The organism is Streptomyces sp. NBC_01707 (assembly GCF_041438805.1).
Classification (GTDB): domain Bacteria; phylum Actinomycetota; class Actinomycetes; order Streptomycetales; family Streptomycetaceae; genus Streptomyces.
Genome location: NZ_CP109190.1, coordinates 4,977,196 through 4,992,571, shown reverse-complemented (window position 1 = coordinate 4,992,571; position 15,376 = coordinate 4,977,196). Strand labels below are relative to the sequence as shown.

13 protein-coding genes and 1 pseudogene are annotated in these 15,376 nt (G+C 68.6%); 8 read left to right on the top strand and 6 right to left on the bottom strand.

Annotation, left to right across the window (positions count from 1 at the left end; translation table 11 throughout):
* Positions 1–160: 160 nt before the first annotated feature.
* Positions 161–1,309: a hypothetical protein gene (locus OG963_RS22420; RefSeq protein ID WP_371799377.1), complete on the bottom strand. Its 1,149-nt coding sequence runs from the start codon at positions 1,307–1,309 to the stop codon at positions 161–163.
* Positions 1,310–1,368: 59 nt separating this feature from the next.
* Between OG963_RS22420 and OG963_RS22415 the strand changes: the two genes are divergently transcribed.
* Both OG963_RS22415 and OG963_RS22410 read left to right on the top strand, forming a co-directional pair.
* Positions 1,369–1,974, top strand: a complete 606-nt coding sequence (locus tag OG963_RS22415; protein ID WP_093773603.1) for a TetR/AcrR family transcriptional regulator — start codon at positions 1,369–1,371, stop codon at positions 1,972–1,974.
* A gap of 553 nt (positions 1,975–2,527) precedes the next feature.
* Complete coding sequence (locus tag OG963_RS22410; protein WP_093773601.1) at positions 2,528–3,295, top strand: hypothetical protein; 768 nt, start codon at positions 2,528–2,530, stop codon at positions 3,293–3,295.
* A gap of 294 nt (positions 3,296–3,589) precedes the next feature.
* Here the strand turns inward: OG963_RS22410 and OG963_RS22405 are convergent, their stop codons facing one another.
* Positions 3,590–5,584, bottom strand: a complete 1,995-nt coding sequence (locus tag OG963_RS22405) for a cell wall-binding repeat-containing protein (protein WP_176902176.1) — start codon at positions 5,582–5,584, stop codon at positions 3,590–3,592.
* Positions 5,585–6,191: 607 nt separating this feature from the next.
* On the opposite strand from OG963_RS22405, the gene OG963_RS22400 reads away from it, so the two are divergent.
* Positions 6,192–6,476 (top strand): hypothetical protein, encoded by a 285-nt coding sequence (locus OG963_RS22400; protein WP_319740360.1) that lies wholly within the window; start codon positions 6,192–6,194, stop codon positions 6,474–6,476.
* A gap of 632 nt (positions 6,477–7,108) precedes the next feature.
* Positions 7,109–8,566 (top strand): FG-GAP and VCBS repeat-containing protein, encoded by a 1,458-nt coding sequence (locus tag OG963_RS22395; RefSeq protein ID WP_093773595.1) that lies wholly within the window; start codon positions 7,109–7,111, stop codon positions 8,564–8,566.
* A 318-nt stretch (positions 8,567–8,884) separates the two neighbouring features.
* Here the strand turns inward: OG963_RS22395 and OG963_RS22390 are convergent, their stop codons facing one another.
* Entirely contained in the window at positions 8,885–9,358 is a 474-nt protein-coding gene (locus tag OG963_RS22390) for an ArsI/CadI family heavy metal resistance metalloenzyme (protein WP_093773593.1), read from the bottom strand.
* Between the two features lie 79 nt (positions 9,359–9,437).
* Between OG963_RS22390 and OG963_RS22385 the strand changes: the two genes are divergently transcribed.
* From OG963_RS22385 to OG963_RS22375, 3 genes are read left to right on the top strand one after another with little or no spacing between them, the layout of a single operon-like run.
* Positions 9,438–9,818, top strand: coding sequence for a helix-turn-helix transcriptional regulator (locus OG963_RS22385; RefSeq protein WP_093773591.1), 381 nt, complete (start codon positions 9,438–9,440; stop codon positions 9,816–9,818).
* Positions 9,815–10,561: an MIP/aquaporin family protein gene (locus OG963_RS22380; protein ID WP_093773589.1), complete on the top strand. Its 747-nt coding sequence runs from the start codon at positions 9,815–9,817 to the stop codon at positions 10,559–10,561. The genes OG963_RS22385 and OG963_RS22380 overlap by 4 nt, the downstream gene beginning before the upstream one ends.
* Positions 10,558–10,980, top strand: coding sequence for an arsenate reductase ArsC (locus OG963_RS22375; protein WP_371799376.1), 423 nt, complete (start codon positions 10,558–10,560; stop codon positions 10,978–10,980). Before OG963_RS22380 ends, OG963_RS22375 begins: the two co-directional genes overlap by 4 nt.
* A gap of 578 nt (positions 10,981–11,558) precedes the next feature.
* Here OG963_RS22375 and OG963_RS22370 read toward each other — a convergent pair.
* Together OG963_RS22370 and OG963_RS22365 are read right to left on the bottom strand one after the other, a co-directional pair.
* On the bottom strand, positions 11,559–12,659 hold the full coding sequence (locus OG963_RS22370) for a hypothetical protein (RefSeq protein ID WP_371799375.1): 1,101 nt from the start codon (positions 12,657–12,659) through the stop codon (positions 11,559–11,561).
* The gene (locus OG963_RS22365) at positions 12,563–13,768 is read right to left on the bottom strand and encodes a hypothetical protein (protein WP_371799374.1); all 1,206 of its coding nucleotides are present in this window, start codon (positions 13,766–13,768) and stop codon (positions 12,563–12,565) included. Before OG963_RS22365 ends, OG963_RS22370 begins: the two co-directional genes overlap by 97 nt.
* Positions 13,769–13,918: 150 nt before the next feature.
* Between OG963_RS22365 and OG963_RS22360 the strand changes: the two are divergent.
* Positions 13,919–14,113 (top strand): annotated as a pseudogene (locus OG963_RS22360) (hypothetical protein); the annotation flags it as partial.
* A gap of 42 nt (positions 14,114–14,155) precedes the next feature.
* Here the strand turns inward: OG963_RS22360 and OG963_RS22355 are convergent.
* Positions 14,156–14,995: a DUF5707 domain-containing protein gene (locus OG963_RS22355; RefSeq protein ID WP_319740365.1), complete on the bottom strand. Its 840-nt coding sequence runs from the start codon at positions 14,993–14,995 to the stop codon at positions 14,156–14,158.
* Between the last annotated feature and the right edge of the window lie 381 nt (positions 14,996–15,376).

Sequence of the window (15,376 nt, the reverse complement as noted above, 5' to 3'; positions counted from 1 at the left end):
GAGAAGGGACCGTTCGTCGTCGGCCACGGGCAGCCCGGGAGGCCGGTCTCGCCGCGGGCCCATGAGCGAGTCGGTCGGCAGGCCGCACGCGGCCGCCAACTGGACGAGGAGCTGAGCGACTTGCTCGGCCGACGGGTCGGGACGAGATCCAGCCCGCCCTTCAACAGAGCGATGAACAGCTCCGGTTCCGGCTGTTTCGTGCGCTGATGCAGCCGGAGCTCAGATGTCCTCGGCTCGGTGTATGCGCGAACGGTGCGGACTGCTGCGGGTGTTGGTCGGTGGTGCGTTGCTGCCCGACGGCCCGGTAGCGGTTCGCGAGCGCGTGGAAGACTTCCTTCGGCTCCCAGGGCAGGTCGGGGTAGGTGCGCGCCGAGGCAGGGACGCCGCTCTCCTCATCGAGGATCTTGACGACGCCGTAGGAGGCCAGGTCCGGGTCCGGTCCGGACGAGCGGTGCGGGGTGCCGAAGCCGGCGAAGCTGAACCAGAAGAGGGAGTCGACGCCCTCCTCCTCGAAGATGGGCAGAAGGTCGTCGAGGTAGCGGACTTGCTCGCTCTCGTCCCGCACCAGGTCCGCCTTGGGCGTGACGCCGTCCGGTTCCATGGCCACGTACCAGCCCGAGCCGCCGTAGTCCCCCGCTCCGCGGAAGGTGCAGCAGCCGACCTCCGTGATCGCGACAGGCTTGCCGTGGGCGAACTCCTTGCGCAGGTCGTTGCGGTACGTGGCGGCGTTGCGCAGGCTCCGGAAGGCGTCCAGGCCGACGATGTCGAACGGGCTCCAGTCCACGCCGTCCAGGGGGCAGGAGGCGTAACTGACGGGACCGCCGAAGACGGGCCGAACGGCGGTGACGACCTCGGCGAGGAAGGCGTTGACGAGGTCGGGGATGCCCTTGAGCGCAGCTTCGCGACCGGGGCCGGCCAGGACCGGGATGCGGTCGTCGAAGGTGTCGCCGGGCAGGTATCCGCGGGCGAACAGGCTCAGTTCGCAGCCTGTGACGAGGACGATGTCGGCGCCGTCGCGGCGCAGCCGCTCTGCCCGCTCGGCGCAGTCGACGAAGTACGGCAGCATCTGCTCGTTCGTCATCTCGCAGGGAAACGGCGAGAACCAGACCTCCAGGCCGACGGCCGCGGCGTACCCGGCCGCGGTCTCGATCCGGTCGGGGTCGCCGCCTGTGACGCGGACCGCGGTGCAGTGCAGGTCCTCGGCGATGACCCGCATCTCCCGCTCGACGACCCGGGGGTCGAAGCCGGGGCGGGAGCTGTCGCCGTTGGGAAAGGTGCCCGTGTCGTAGTGGATGCCCTTGCCGCGCATGGCCGACGCCTCCAATAAGAGTCACTGCGTATCTTACCGTGAGGATTAAGATACATGACGTGTCTAAAGAGTTCACGCGTAAGCGCCGCCGAGGGGCAGAGCTGGAGGCCGCGCTCCTGGAAGCGGCCTGGGACGAGTTGGTCGCGGTCGGCTACGAGCGGCTGACGTACGAGGCCGTGGCCGACCGGGCCGGCACGAGCCGCCCGGTGCTCTACCGTCGCTGGCCGTCGAAGCGGGAGCTGGTCCTGGCCGCGCTGGGCCGGCAGGCGCCGCCCCTGCCGGACGAATCACCCGACACCGGCGACCTGCGCGGCGACGTACTGGCCCTGCTGCGTCTCGTCGTCAGGCGGATGCGGGAACTGGCCCCCGTCCGCGAAGTGCTCGCCGCCGAGGAAGGGCAGGCAACGGAACTGTCCGCATATCTGGCGGCACGCAACCAGGGCCCGGGGCGCGACCGGATGCGGACGGTGCTGGACCGGGCGGCCCGGCGCGGCGAAATCGACGCTGCGGAGCCCCTCCCCGACCGGCTGGTCACGCTGCCGGTGGTACTGGTCCTCCACGACCTTTTCATGGCCCGTCGCACCCCGACCGACGCCGACCTGGAGGAAATCGTGGACCGGTTGTTCCTCCCCCTGGTCAGGCACCGGCGAGGACGACACACCTGAACGGAGCGCGGCCGGAGCGACGCGTGCCGGGCGGCCCGTCACCGGCCGTCGCGGCGTCCCGGTGGCATCAACTCACATCGACGTCGATCGGCCAGTAGCGCGGGGACGCCACAGCTTCGGGACATCGACTCGCCGATGACGGCGGCCACGGCATGCGCGGGCTCCCGCAGAAGGCTGCTTCCGGATGGTCCGACCGGAAACGCAGTTCGAGCAGCGACGGTCCGCGACGCGGTGAACTCCAAGTACGTCGGTCACCCCGGGTGGTTCAGAGATGAGACGGCACAGCCCGAGGCGCGAGCACCGCTTCGGGCATTCGATCAACCCTCGAGTCCGGCGAGTCGTCGCTCGGTGGCGCCAGCCGTGACAGCTCGGGCGGGCATGCTGCCGTCCGGCGCGTCGATGGCACTCGTCCTGGTGCTTGCCACACCGCCGTTGTCGGCTCATCGCCGTCCGCACCTGTCCCCGGCCGCCGGCCACCGGCCTGCGTCACCCGGTAAGGTGGCGACCTTCGGCCGGCGGAAGCCGTACGGAGTCCTCGAAGGCCGGGCCGAGCATGCATCTCACCGACCATCCCGCACACCGCCGCCTCAGCGCAGCGCTGGACAACCTCGCCGTCACCTTCCACGGCATGACCGCACATCCGGACGAGCACAACTGCGAGTGCCACTGGGGCAGTGCGCAGGAGCTCTCCCTTCTGAAGACGCCGGACGTGGAGCTGGAGCCGGATCTTCTGCGCCGGACCTGGCAAGCCATCGACTGGACCGATCACGCGTCCGTGCTGCGCCGCATCCTGCCGCAGTTCGCCGCGGTCCTGGTCACCGGTCGCGCGGAACCCCTGTTCGGACTGGAAGTGGCCGGGTGTTCCTTCGCCCGCGGCCGCTGGCAGCAGTGGCCCGACGATCACGCCGCTTCGGTACACGAGTTCCTGCATGCCTGGTGGGAGCACAGCCTCACCGATCCGGATGCCGTCGTCCCGGCGCACCAGGTCTTCGTGATGTGTGCCGAGGCGTCCGGATCGGTCGGCCCCTGGCTCGCCGAATGGGAGAAGCGGACCGGCGACCTCAGCGACCGCCGCCTCGCCGAGGCGGCGACGGAATGGGAGTACGAGCTCCTGGGAGACAGCCTGCCGTGGCACGTCGGCTGGTACGAGCACGACGAGGAGGAGATGCGCGCCGAACTGGTCGCCTGGCTCCTCGGCCATGCTGCGGCGCGACTCCACGAGTCGGGCGCATCGGCAGATCTGCAGCACCGGATACGGCTGCTCGGACTCACCGACGAGGACCGCTGGACGGATCCGCACTGGCCCGGCCACCGATACTGACGACAGTCGGGCGCGACCGTGGGGGCCGGACCATGTGGCCAACGGCCGGCCTCTGTCGGTGCGCTACTTGGCTGCGAAGAGTCCGGGCGTAGGGAACTGGATCAGTGCCGAAGAAGTGACGCGAGGGCCGGCTGAGCTCCGAGCTGATCGAGACCGAAGGTGAGACGGGCGCCTCGGTCGTAGTCAGTGGCCTCACTGGTCTCCGGCCATGAGCATGATCGGTGGGCGCCTGCGCTTCACGGCCGCTTACTGCCGTGCCTGGGCCGCAGCCGTCTGCGGCCCAGGCAAAGGGCGTTACCTTCGGGCAGTCACTTCGAGAGGAGCGAGATCGGGGCTCGGAGCGAGCTTGTTGCTCCCGGCAGCCAGTGGCTGGGCGGCCAGGTTCTGCGGGGCCGCTCCCTTGTAGTAAGGGGTGTAGGCGTAGTGGTCGCTCACGCTGATGGATGAACCGATCTTCGCGAGGACCGATGCGTCGACCGAGCTGGAGCCACCGAAGACGGCCACGTGGTTCACGCTCGCCGACGTCCGCATCAGGTAGTCCTTGGTGGAGAACGGCAGCGCGGTGACGTCGGTCCACAGCAGCGGACCGTACGTGGTCATTGCCGACGACGCGGAGACCCCGCCACGCCAGCTGTCCATGGAGGCCACCGCGGCATCCGACGGCAGCGACCACCACAGTTCGGCGAGTTGCCTGGCGGTCGCCTCCGCGCTGCCGCCGAGACGGTAGTAGCTGTACTTGCTGGGCCAGTGCGGAATCTTGCCGGCCTTGTACGCCTTGAGCAGTGCCGACTCCGCGTCGACCCCCACTGTGATGATCTTCGTCGTGCTCGGGCTGTACTTGTTCAGGTAGCCGTAGACGGACGCGGTCATGGTCGAGCCGTCGGTCAGCAGCACGACGGCGGTCCCTGAACTGCCCATGGAGCCCGCGGCGGAGCTGGCCGCGAGGGCGTTGTGGTAATCCGTTCCGGTGGCCAGAAACACGTACTTCGGCGCGCTGGTGATCGTCTTGGCCATGGCGACCGAGGTGGAGTAGCGCGAGACGTCGGACAGCCGCTTGGCGACGTACCCGAGCGAGGTGACCTTGGATGCCACCGAGCTGCTGAGAATGCTGGTGCCGCCGACCAGGTAGACCGTCTTGCCCTTGGGCAGCATGCGCTTCAACTCGGTCTGTACCGAGGTGTCCAAGCCTGTGCCGGAGGTCATCAGCACCGGACCGCGCTTCTTGCCGGCCAGCGAGCTTGCGGTGGTGGCGTAGGCGGAGGACGACTTGCTGATGAGGACGGCCGCGCCTGCGGTCGTCAGGCCGGGCGCGCTCTTGCCTACCGTGTTCCATGTCCATCTGGACGACGTGATGTTGGTGTCGTAGGTGTCGGAACCGTAGACCCTGGAGACCGCGTTGTTCCTGATCGGCTGCCAGGCCACATCGGTGCCCTCGCCCTGGGGGACGCGCGTCTCCGTGCCCGTGCCGAGGTCGTGGATCCACACCTGCGGGCCGCCTTGGACGTCCGGGCTGCCGGAGACGCGGATGTCGTAGGCGATCCGGTTGCCCTGCGGCGACCAGGCGGGTCGGTTGTGGTCGGTAGCGCCCGTGGTGACCTGGGTCGACCCGCTGCCGTCGGTGTTGATCGTGAACAGTTGCTTGTGCCCGCCGACGGTCCGGGTGAACGCCACCGCCTGGCCGTCCGGGGAGATGCTCGGCTCGTCCGCGTTGCTGACCAGCTTCGTGAACGCCCCGGTACGGCCGTTGTGGACCCACACGGCCGGCGTGCCGATGGTGGCGCAGCTCGTACCGGTGCGTACGAAGGCCAGCATGCCGTTGACCGCGCCGCTGGGCTTGGAATCGCAGCCGTCGACGTCGGTGTCGAACAGCGACCTGGGTGCCTGGCTGCCGTCGGCCGCGGTCACCCGCAGTCGGCCCGCGGCGGCAAAGACGATGTCGCCGCCGTCGTACCAGTACGTCGGGTCGGCCGGATGCCAGCCGCTGCCCGCCGGCATGGGGATGTCCGCGCCGGTTTCCTCCTGGCCGGCCCATTCCGTGCGGATGTGGTCGTCGTCCGGGTTCAGGTAGGCCATCTGGCTACCGTCGGCGGACCAGGCGCCCTGGTTTCCGGTGAAGTAGAACAGGGACTGCGACGACCCGTCAGGGTTGACGACGCCCATCTGGACGCCGCCCACGTCGGTGTACAGCAGTCTGCCGTCGACGGCCGGCCAACCGCCGGTGACGGCAGTGGCTGGTCCCGGAAGCCCGGCAACGAGACCGGCCGCGAGCGCGGCGACGGTCGCAAGCACCGCAGATCTGCGGCGCGTAAGCATGTTCAATGTGCCCCCAAAGTGAATGAAAGGCCACCGGGCCTCTCCCCTGAGGCGAAGGGACGGCATCGTATGCGTCGTCCTTACGGCAGCAGCGGAACAGTAATGGCAGGCCACGGCACGTGTGAAGGCAAGGGGGGCACGAGCGCACGGCGGCTCAGGCCCGAGACGGCCCGGGGAGGGCGCTCCGTGCTGCGATGACATCCGCTCCAGGAGTTCGATCCGAGTCCGCTCCGGCCGCTGCCGGTGACTGGTGTCAGGGCCGGACCGGACAGAGATGCCGGCGTACGCCCCGTCCGGCGTCGTCGAGGTCAGCCGTCGATATCAGAGGCCTTCTGATCCGTAGCTCGGAGTGGATCGGAGATCTGGTCGTTGAGGTCGCTGCCGGGCGCTGTTGGTCGCCGGCCTTCGTGCTTGGACGCTGTGGTCGCGGTACTCCGCTACTGAACAGATGGCGTTGATCGCTCTTCCCCGACGCATCGCGATTTCGTAGAGTCCGATCATTCGAGACTGGCTCTGGGGGTGCGTGGCTGTTCGTGTGGCTCGAAGTCGTGTCCTACGCGTGATCCGCGGCACTGGCTCGTTCTTGAAAGAACTCCTGGGGGAGCTCGCCGGAGAGGTAGTGCTGACGGTGGTCGCCTGCCTTGCTGCGGTGGGTCTTGCTCTGGCGTCTGTCTGGGGATGGGAGCGCAGTCCGCTTGCCACCGGGGGTGCAGGGGGTGCCTTGCTGGCCTTCGTCGGCTATGGCGGCTGGGAGCTGCTTCGTCCCGCCAGGCCGGGGCGGCGCGGGCGGCTGGCTGGCGTGGCGGCGGCCACGTTCGCCGTGGTCACCCTGTTCATCGCCTACACCTGGTCCTGCGGTTGCTCCTGAAGGATCAGGCCGGACACGCGCCTGGCATCCGTCGTGGAGGATGGGGCGCGGACCTCATCGTCCCGAAGCAGTGCGGGCTACCCTGCGACCTGCGGCCAAGCCACTCGTGAGCTGGGCGGACCGTCTGCGAGCGTCCGCGGTTGTGTGCCTTGGTGCGGGGCCGTTGCAGCGCAGTTGGACACCCGGCCCGCATGCCGCGACAGGCCGGGTAGCGCCTCACATGGATCGTCGTAGGCTGCCGAACAGTCAATGCCGAGTGCATCGGCCAACGCGGCGCCGTGCCCGTAAGAGCTCCGCAGGGGTGTTGCGCTGGACTTGCGCCAGTTGCGCATCAGCCGCGATGAACGCAGCTCCAGATCGATCCCCATACTGCATGACGCATACAGATCCTCGGGGTCTTGCCTCCGGTCTCGGTGAGGTGGGTCAATGCCGGTCGGGGTGGTGTGGGCAGGGGGAGACATGGTCGTTGTGGTCGCCGCTGGATGGTGGCGCGCGGCCTCGGACGGCCCTACAGACGGCTGACGCCGCCGCACAGCGACCACGTCCGTCATTGACGTACAACCATTGGGCGTCCGTACATGTCGAAGATCGCAGTTCAAGCGCCACCGCCCACTATCGGACAACGGAGAACCATGCGCGTCACACGTATCGTCCTCGTCATCGCCACGGCGCTGGCGGCAGCGGTCTGCGGCCCGCTCGTCGCTGCCCCCTCGGCGGTCGCGGCTTCCGCCAAGCTGGCCGACGACTTCAATGGCGACGGATACCGCGACTTCGTCATGCTCGGCGGGGCGTATGGCAAGGACGGCAGGGTCACCGTCGTCTACGGCACGTCGACCGGCCTCGGCACACGAGTCCAGACCATCCATCAGGACTCGACCGGCATACCCGGCGCGGTGGAGCAGGGTGACGACTGGGGATTCGCCGCCACCAGCGCCGACCTCGACCGCGACGGCTACGCCGACCTGGTCGTCGCCTCACCGGGCGAGGACGTCGGCGACATCCAGGACCGCGGGGGGCTGACCGTCGTCTGGGGCGGCGCCAAGGGCCTCGGTTCCGGCACTGTCTTCCACTCGCCCGTCGCGTCGGAGTACCCGGGCCAAGGGGACCGGTTCGGGCTGGACGTCGTGGCCGGCGACTTCGACGGCGACGGTGACCAGGACCTCACCGCTCTCAGCGGCAGCCGTGCTGGTGTCGTCCTGCTCAAGGGCCCGTTCACCCGCACCGGCGGAAGCGGCGGCTGGCAGTCCCTCGGCGACGGCTACGGCTATCTGGACGCCTCCCAGCTGGTGGCAGGCCGGGTCACCGCCGATGCCGCCACTGATCTGTACATCCTTGGCCGCGATCTCCAAGACGGCTACGCCGACGTCGACCTGCGTGCCTATTTCCACCGCGGGGGCAGCGATTTCATCCGGCGCGCCGGTGAGATGCGCGTGCCCGACGATGCCGGTCACCAGATCGGCGGCGGCCCCATAACCACCATCGGCGACTTCGACAAGGACGGCTACGGCGACCTCGCCATCGGCCGCGGCTACGAGCAGCCGGACGGGGAACGGGGCTACGTCACAGTCCAGTACGGCGGCTCCGCCGGGCCGAACACGGCACGCAAACCGGTGAAGTTCACTCAGGACACGGCGGGCGTACCCGGCGCTTCGGAGAACGAGGACTACTTCGGTGCCGCCGTCGCCGCCGGCGACGTCAACGGCGACGGATACGCGGACCTCGCCATCGGGGCCCCCGGCGAGGACTTGGCGGGCAAGCGCCAGGGTGGCATGGTCACGGTGCTGCTCGGCCGTGCAGGAGGTTTGTCCGGGACCGGAGCCAAGGCGTACGACCAGAACACCTCCGGTGTCGCGGGCGCCGTCGAGAACGACGACTACTTCGGACGGAACCTCAAGCTCACCGACTACACCCGGGATAGCCGCGCCGACCTCATGGTGGACACGAACGACTGGCTGGACAGCACCCGGTCGGGCCTTGTCCACATGCTGAAGGGCTCGACGTCCGGGACCATCGGCACCGGCTCGAAGTCGTACACCGTGATCTCGCTCAAGCTGCCGTACACCACGCTCAGCGGTCCCTTCACCCACTGACCAGGTGAGTGCATCCCTGCGGACGACGGCCGGTCCCTGCCTGTTCGGCGGGACCGGCCGCTCATATGACACCGAACTGTTCTCCATGGGCCTCGGAGCGTGATCGGTCCGGGCCCTTGACGCTGGGGCCCCGGGAGGACTCGAGGGCCCCGGCAGGACTCGAACCTGCGCCATCCGCTTCAGGTGCGGGGTGGCGCGAGTTGTGGTCCGACCTGCGGGATGCCGACTCCGGCGTCCGGTGGTCGGAGCCTCCGCGAGTAGCCGAAGCGCCTGTGAGTTCCCGCTCTAGGCGACAGGGCCTCCAGCCAATCGTTCGAATCACTGACCGCAAGCACAGCCCGCTGCTGCCGGGGCTTCTTCCGCGGCCTGGCCGGTGCAGCATCCGTCGCCCGTCGCGTGAACGCCGGCGCTCTTACCGAGGGCGTCGGCGTCGGCCTTCACGACGTAGACCTCCCAGGGCTCCTGGCCGGGGCCGTGGACCCACACCTTGTCCTGGAGGGCGTAGCAGCAGGAGGTGTCGTTCTCCTCGAAGGTAGCCAGGCCGGCGTCTTTCAGGCGGCTGGTGGCGGCGTTGACCTGTTCGACGGTCTCGACCTCGACGCCGAGGTGATCCATGCGGGTTTCCTGTCCCGGCTCGCCCTCGATCAGGACGAGCTTGAGCGGGGGCTCGGCGATGGCGAAGTTGGCGTAGCCCTCGCGCCGCTTGGCCGGTTCGGCGCCGAAGAGCTTCGAGTAGAAGGCGATCGATGCTTCGAGGTCGCTGACGCGCAGGGCGAGCTGAGCACGGGACATGGCGGGGCTCCTATCGACTTGCATTGATGTCTGTCGATGCAAGCTTGCGACTTGAATCGAAGGGTGTCAATATAGAAGCATGTCGAATCAAGAGCTTGCGGTGATCGGGCAGAGCGACGAGAACGGCGCGTGCTGCCCGGGGCTGGTGTCCGCGCCCCTGGACGAGGATCAGGCCGTGGAGCTGGCGAAGCTGTTCAAGGCGCTGGGCGATCCGGTACGGCTGCGTCTGCTGTCGATGATCGCTTCACGGGCGGGCGGTGAGGTCTGCGTGTGCGACTTGACCCCGGCCTTCGACCTGGCCCAGCCGACGATCTCGCATCACCTCAAGCTCCTGCGCCAGGCCGGCCTGATCGACTGCGAGCGGCGGGGTACGTGGGTCTACTACTGGGCACTGCCCGCCACCCTCGACCGGCTCGCCGCGTTCCTGAAGACGTCGCAGACAGCTGAGACGACCACGTGAGCGCCCCCCTGGGGCGCCGGGCCTTCGCTGAAGCCGTCGGCTCGGCCGCCCTGGTCGCGGTTGTGGTCGGCTCCGGAATCCAGGCCACCGAGCTGACCCGGGACGTCGGTGTGCAACTGTTGGCCAATTCGCTGGCCACGGTCTTCGGCCTGGGCGTGCTCATTGCGCTGCTTGGGCCGGTCTCCGGCGCCCACTTCAACCCGGTGGTCACGCTCGGGGCGTGGCTCACCGGCCGCCGCGGCGGTGACGGGCTGACCGCACGGGACGTTGCCGCGTATGTCCCGGCCCAGATCGCGGGAGCAATCGCCGGTTCCCTCGTGGCCGACGCCATGTTCGGCAGGCCCGTTGTGCAGTGGTCCGCCCATGACCGCTTCGCCGGCCACCTGTGGCTGGGCGAGGTGGTTGCGACCGCCGGACTTGTCCTGCTGATCTTCGGACTGTCCCGCACCGGCCGCGCCCACTTCGGCCCCGTCGCCGTGGCGTCCTACATCGGCGCGGCCTACTGGTTCACCTCCTCCACCTCGTTCGCCAATCCGGCCGTCACCATCGGCCGGGCCTTCACCAACACCTTCGCCGGCATCGCACCCGGCTCGCTCGGCCCGTTCATCGTGGCCCAACTGGTCGGCGCTGCGCTGGGGCTGGGGCTGATGACTGCGGTGTTCGGACGCCCGGCACCCGCTGAGGCCGGCACCGTCCCTCGTCAGGGCGAACCCCAACTCCACCCGGAAAGGCACCTGTCATGAGCACCCCTGCCGAGCGTCCGTCCGTGCTGTTCGTATGCATCCACAACGCCGGGCGTTCCCAGATGGCCGCCGCGTACCTCACCCACCTCGCGGGCGACCGCGTACAGGTGCGATCAGCCGGGTCGGCGCCCGCCGACACGATCAACCCCGCGGTCGTGGAGGCAATGTCGGAGTTGGGCATCGATATCTCGGCGGAGGCGCCCAAGGTGCTGACCGTGGAGGCCGTCCGGGCATCGGACGTGGTCATCACGATGGGATGCGGCGACACCTGCCCTGTCTTCCCCGGCAAGCGCTACCTCGACTGGGCGCTCCCCGACCCGGCTGGGCGAGGAGTCGACGCTGTCCGCCCCATCCGCGACGAGATCGAGAGGCGCATCCGCGGTCTCATCGACGAGATCGCCCCGGCGGGGCAAGCGTGACCGCGCCAGGAGAGTACGCGTCGCAGCCATGGGCCCGGAGCTCGCCGACGACATCCTGACGATCCACCAACACGGCTTCGACGAGATCACCGCACCCGTGCAGCCCACTCAACTAGCCACTGTGCGAATGACCTTGGCGCCCTGGGCCACGACTGTTCGGGTCCGCCCGGGTCGAAGACGGTCGGGATGGGAGTCCACAACGCAGGCTTCTCTGGTGGTGAATTGGTCGACCGTGGAGTGCGGGTGGTCGATCCGGAGCCCTCTACAAGGCTGCCGCCGTGGACATATCGGCTGGACAGACTAAGACGGTGTCCTATGTGGTGAGGCGGGCGTATCGCTTGTAGCAGCACAGGGCTGCGGCGAGGCCGAGCAAGGGACTGCTGCACGAATCGGGGACGGCTATGGCGTGGGACTCCCTCATCCCGAAGCAACTTGGCCGGGCAGCCACCTTGGGTCGCTGTGCTCGCCTTCCGCCCGGCGCCGCCGGTACGCACCCGCGAGCGGGTGCCACGCGGAGGGCCCCGCCCGCCGGGGCGGGGTGGCGGGTCGGGGCCTTGGGTGATGGGTGAGGCGGCTGGTCAGCGCACGGTGACGCCGTCCGTGCCCGACAGGGTCGGTCCGCCCGGGTCGCCGGTGTACGCGAGGCGGTATCTGCCGTTCCCGGAGGGCGCCGGGGCGCCGATCCGCACCCTGCCGCCGGCATCGGTGGTGCCCGTCGCCACGGTCGTCCAGGGCGACGTCCCCTTGCAGAACTGGAGCTTGACCGTGCGCCCGGCGTATCCGGAGGGCGTGGTGCCGTCCCAGTCGTCGCGGGTCAGTGTCCCCGTCGCGGTGATCCGACCGCCCTTCGTGACGGGCTCGGGTGTGACGTCGACCGTACTCAGGTGAGCCTTGCGTACCAGGGTCACCGTTGCGACGTCATGGTCCTCCACGTGGCCCGTCGCCGAGTCGGCCACGACCGCGAGGTGCCAGGTACCTGCGTTGGCGGCGCCGAGGCGGAGCAGGTCCTGCGTGCTCAGCGTGGCCGTGCACCGCTGGGCCTTCGCGGAGAGCGGGGTGCAGACCGGACGTGAAGGCTCGATGAGCATCCCGGTGGGGCGGTCGTAGGAGCCGTGGTACAACACGAGGTCAGCGGCGGCCGTACCGGACGGGTCGGTCAGGGTGTAATCAGCGGTCAGTTCCTGGTTCCCCGTGGCCACGAGCGCGACGTTCTCAATGTTGACGTTGCTGATCGCCAGCGCCCCGGTGTGTCCCTCGGGCGCGGCTGCGGGGCCACCGAAGGCGCGGGTGAGAGTCCGGGTCACGGTGTTGCCGAGCGCGTCGGTGGCGGTGACCCGAAGCGAGACCCAGGGAGTTGTGGCGGGAGCCGTCAGCCGTGCCGTGGCGGTGCCCGTTCTCGGCCCTGCGGTCACGGGCAGGTCGGTCCAGTGGGCGCCGTCGTCGGCGGACCAGGCGATGCCGGTCACGGTGACGGCACCGGCCGTGCTGCCGAGCCGGCTGGTCGCGGACACCGAGAGGGTGACCGGCCCGGTTCCCACGTGGCCGAAAGCGTCCAGTCCCGATGCCGCGAGGACCGGGTCGATCAGGGGTGCGGCCGAACTGCCGGACGGATCGGCCCGGAACCTCCAGACGTCCTGGGTGCGCGTGGACAGCCGGTACGAGGCGGAGGTGGCGACCATGGTGTGGACGAGGGTGAACTCCTGGGGCCCGTTCGGGAGTTCTCGGTGGTGAGGCGCTGCCGGTCGCCGGCCGTCCAGGTCCTGTCCCCCTGTGTCAGGACCGTGCTCTCCGACAGTTGGGCGAAGTCGCTCTGGTACGCGCCGGTCTGGTCACCAGGGAGGTTTTCGTCCGAGGTGAGCACATTTCCGCTGAGCGTGGTGTAGCCGCGGGACGGTTGCACCGGGGCCGTCCCGACGGTGAGAGTCTCGGTCCGGCCGACCGGGTTGTCGTAGTATCCCAGTGCGTAGCCGCCCGTCCCGGACTCCAGCCTGCCGATCAGGTGCGCTTTCGGGCTGGCGTACCAGGTGAACTTCCCGGCGCCGGTGACCGGGGCGCTGAGCTGATCGGGCGCCCACGACGTGCTGTTCAGCAAGGTCGGTGCCCGTGTCCCCGGCCCGTGCACGACGACGGACTCGGCGCCGAGTTGGGTGCGGTTCCACTTCAGCGTGGTCGTCGAGGGCAGCGTGTCCTTCCAGACGTGTTCCAGGTCGTACACGTACGGCGTAGGTGATGCCTGCGAACTCCCCACACGCTGCTGCATCTCATGGACGGCCAGGGACAGCCCCGGCACGCTGAACGGCGTCACACGCAGGTCGCGGGCGACGGGTGCGGACACCGTGCCGGAACTGCCCGTGCCGAGGGTTGCGCGGATACCGGTCCGCTCAGCGGCCGTGTCGTCGGTGTGCAGGACGACGTTCTTGGCGGCGCTCGGGTCGAAGGTCACGGTCTGTGCGGCCGTCGACACGTTGAAGGTGCGCACTATCAGGTAGCCTGCGCTGCCCGTCGCGGCCGTCGCGACGGCGACGTAGCTGCCCGGCGCCAGGGTGGTACGCGTGTTGCCGCCAAGTGCGTATGCCTGCCAGGTGGTTCGGTTGAACACCGTGACGGCGGCGATCGGGACACCGCTGCCCGGCTTCACGGCGAACGCCACCGTGTGCGCTCCCGTCGCCTGCAGTGGGACGGCGTGAGCGGCGGCTGGGGTGGCGAGGAGCAGGGCGGCCAGGGCGGCCGAGGCGGAGGCCGCGCGTCTTCGGGCGCGGCGGGAGAGGGTGCGTGCAGATCGCGTCATGCGGAAAGTCCTCAGGGAAGTGGAAGAGAGGCAACTCCCGGCTCGAATTCACGGGAGACGGCGCCCAGACAATAAGCGTGTCCGGTGAACTTCGAACGAACGTGTACCGCCCGGCCCCGGACGCGCAGTGCGCGCGATCAGCGCCCGACGTATACCTGGTGGCGAATCTGCCTCGTCGCTGCGATGGGCGTGGCGTTCCTGCTGGTGCTCGCCGCGCCCTGGCTTCAGGACTTCTTCGCGCTGAAGCTGGTGAGGAAGCCGTGGGCCGCGGTGGGTATCGCCGTGGTGGCGGCGGCCACCCTGGAGCTTGTGGGGAGGTGGGTCGACCGCCGCTTTCCCGCGTGAATCCGTCAATCCGTAACGGCCCCGCGTCTACGGAGCCATGGCCTACTTCACGTCGACGTAGTCACCCGTGGCGCTGACCGTCGCGGTGGACGCGATACCCGCGTAGGTGAAGCGGTAATAGCCGTCGGTGGACGCCGTGACCGTGGTCTTCAGCGCGCCGCCCGTGGTCGACTTGATGCCCTTGACGTTGGTGTAGTTGGTGGTGCCCGCCTTGCGGAACTGCAGCACCACCGACTGGCCGCTGAGGCCCACGTACTTGTTCGACTCCCAGTCGGCACGGGTCAACGCGCCGGTGACCGTGATGGTCTTGCCCTTCACCACCGGCTCCGGGGATGCGTTGACCGTCAGCTTCGACATGCGCTGCAGGCTGAAGCCCTTGACGTTGTCCTTCTGGAGGTAGTCAGCGTCCGTGCCCTGAGCGATCGCCCAGACCTTCCATCCGCCGGCATGCTTGTTCAGCAGGTCGTAGTTGGCGTCGACAGTGAAGGTGTGCTTGCAGGTGGAGGTCGTGTCGTTGACCTTGGTGCAGACGGCCTCCTCCTCGTTGGGCACCACGCCGCCGTCGAGGTTGTCGAAGGTCGAACCGTGCCACAGCACCGCGGTCGCCCACTCGATGCCCGAGTCGTCCGTGGCGGTGAAGCTGACCGTGAAGGTCTTCTTCGTGGTCGCACCCATGATGACGGCCTTGCCGCCGTTTACGACCACGTTCGAGATCGTGGTGTCTCCGCTGACGTCGTCGGCCGGGTCGACCGCCGCGTTGGTCTCGACGCCCTGCGTGAACGAGGAGACGGTGTTGCTGTCATCCGCCTGCGCCGCCGGGACGACGAGGGCAGAGAGGGCCAGGGCACCTGTCACTGCGGCGACAGAGGCACGAATGCGCATGTGTTTCCCCACGTCTGAAAAAGGGGCGCACGGGACAGCTCTGTTGCATGCCTCCGCGGCGCCCGATCCAGTCAGTCACTGGAGTCTGCTGACTCCAGTGATCAGACATGGGGCACCAGTGAATGGTTGTGCTATTCGGTGAAATTCTTTCGAGTGCGCGTTTATGTGGGTTATCGCGGAGTCTGTTGCTCATGGCCATTAACCAACCATGGGTAACGAATCAGGAATTGCAGATTATGCGTTACGGAATATCGCACGTCGACTTGATGAACGTCGAGTCACTTCACGTCGACGTAGTCACCCGAGCGTGGTCGCCCCAACGCTCACGGACCCGGCAACGAAATGTGGGGTTCACGCGCTGCCGACGCCTGCAGTTGACAC

Excerpts from the sequence above, each read along its gene's own strand:
- OG963_RS22420 (WP_371799377.1), bottom strand. The coding sequence starts at position 1,309 with ATGCGCGGCAAGGGCATCCACTACGACACGGGCACCTTTCCCAACGGC.
- OG963_RS22410 (WP_093773601.1), top strand. The coding sequence starts at position 2,528 with ATGCATCTCACCGACCATCCCGCACACCGCCGCCTCAGCGCAGCGCTG.
- OG963_RS22395 (WP_093773595.1), top strand. The coding sequence starts at position 7,109 with ATGCGCGTCACACGTATCGTCCTCGTCATCGCCACGGCGCTGGCGGCA.
- OG963_RS22390 (WP_093773593.1), bottom strand. The coding sequence starts at position 9,358 with ATGTCCCGTGCTCAGCTCGCCCTGCGCGTCAGCGACCTCGAAGCATCG.
- OG963_RS22385 (WP_093773591.1), top strand. The coding sequence starts at position 9,438 with ATGTCGAATCAAGAGCTTGCGGTGATCGGGCAGAGCGACGAGAACGGC.
- OG963_RS22375 (WP_371799376.1), top strand. The coding sequence starts at position 10,558 with ATGAGCACCCCTGCCGAGCGTCCGTCCGTGCTGTTCGTATGCATCCAC.
- OG963_RS22370 (WP_371799375.1), bottom strand. The coding sequence starts at position 12,659 with ATGGTCGCCACCTCCGCCTCGTACCGGCTGTCCACGCGCACCCAGGAC.
- OG963_RS22365 (WP_371799374.1), bottom strand. The coding sequence starts at position 13,768 with ATGACGCGATCTGCACGCACCCTCTCCCGCCGCGCCCGAAGACGCGCG.
- OG963_RS22355 (WP_319740365.1), bottom strand. The coding sequence starts at position 14,995 with ATGCGCATTCGTGCCTCTGTCGCCGCAGTGACAGGTGCCCTGGCCCTC.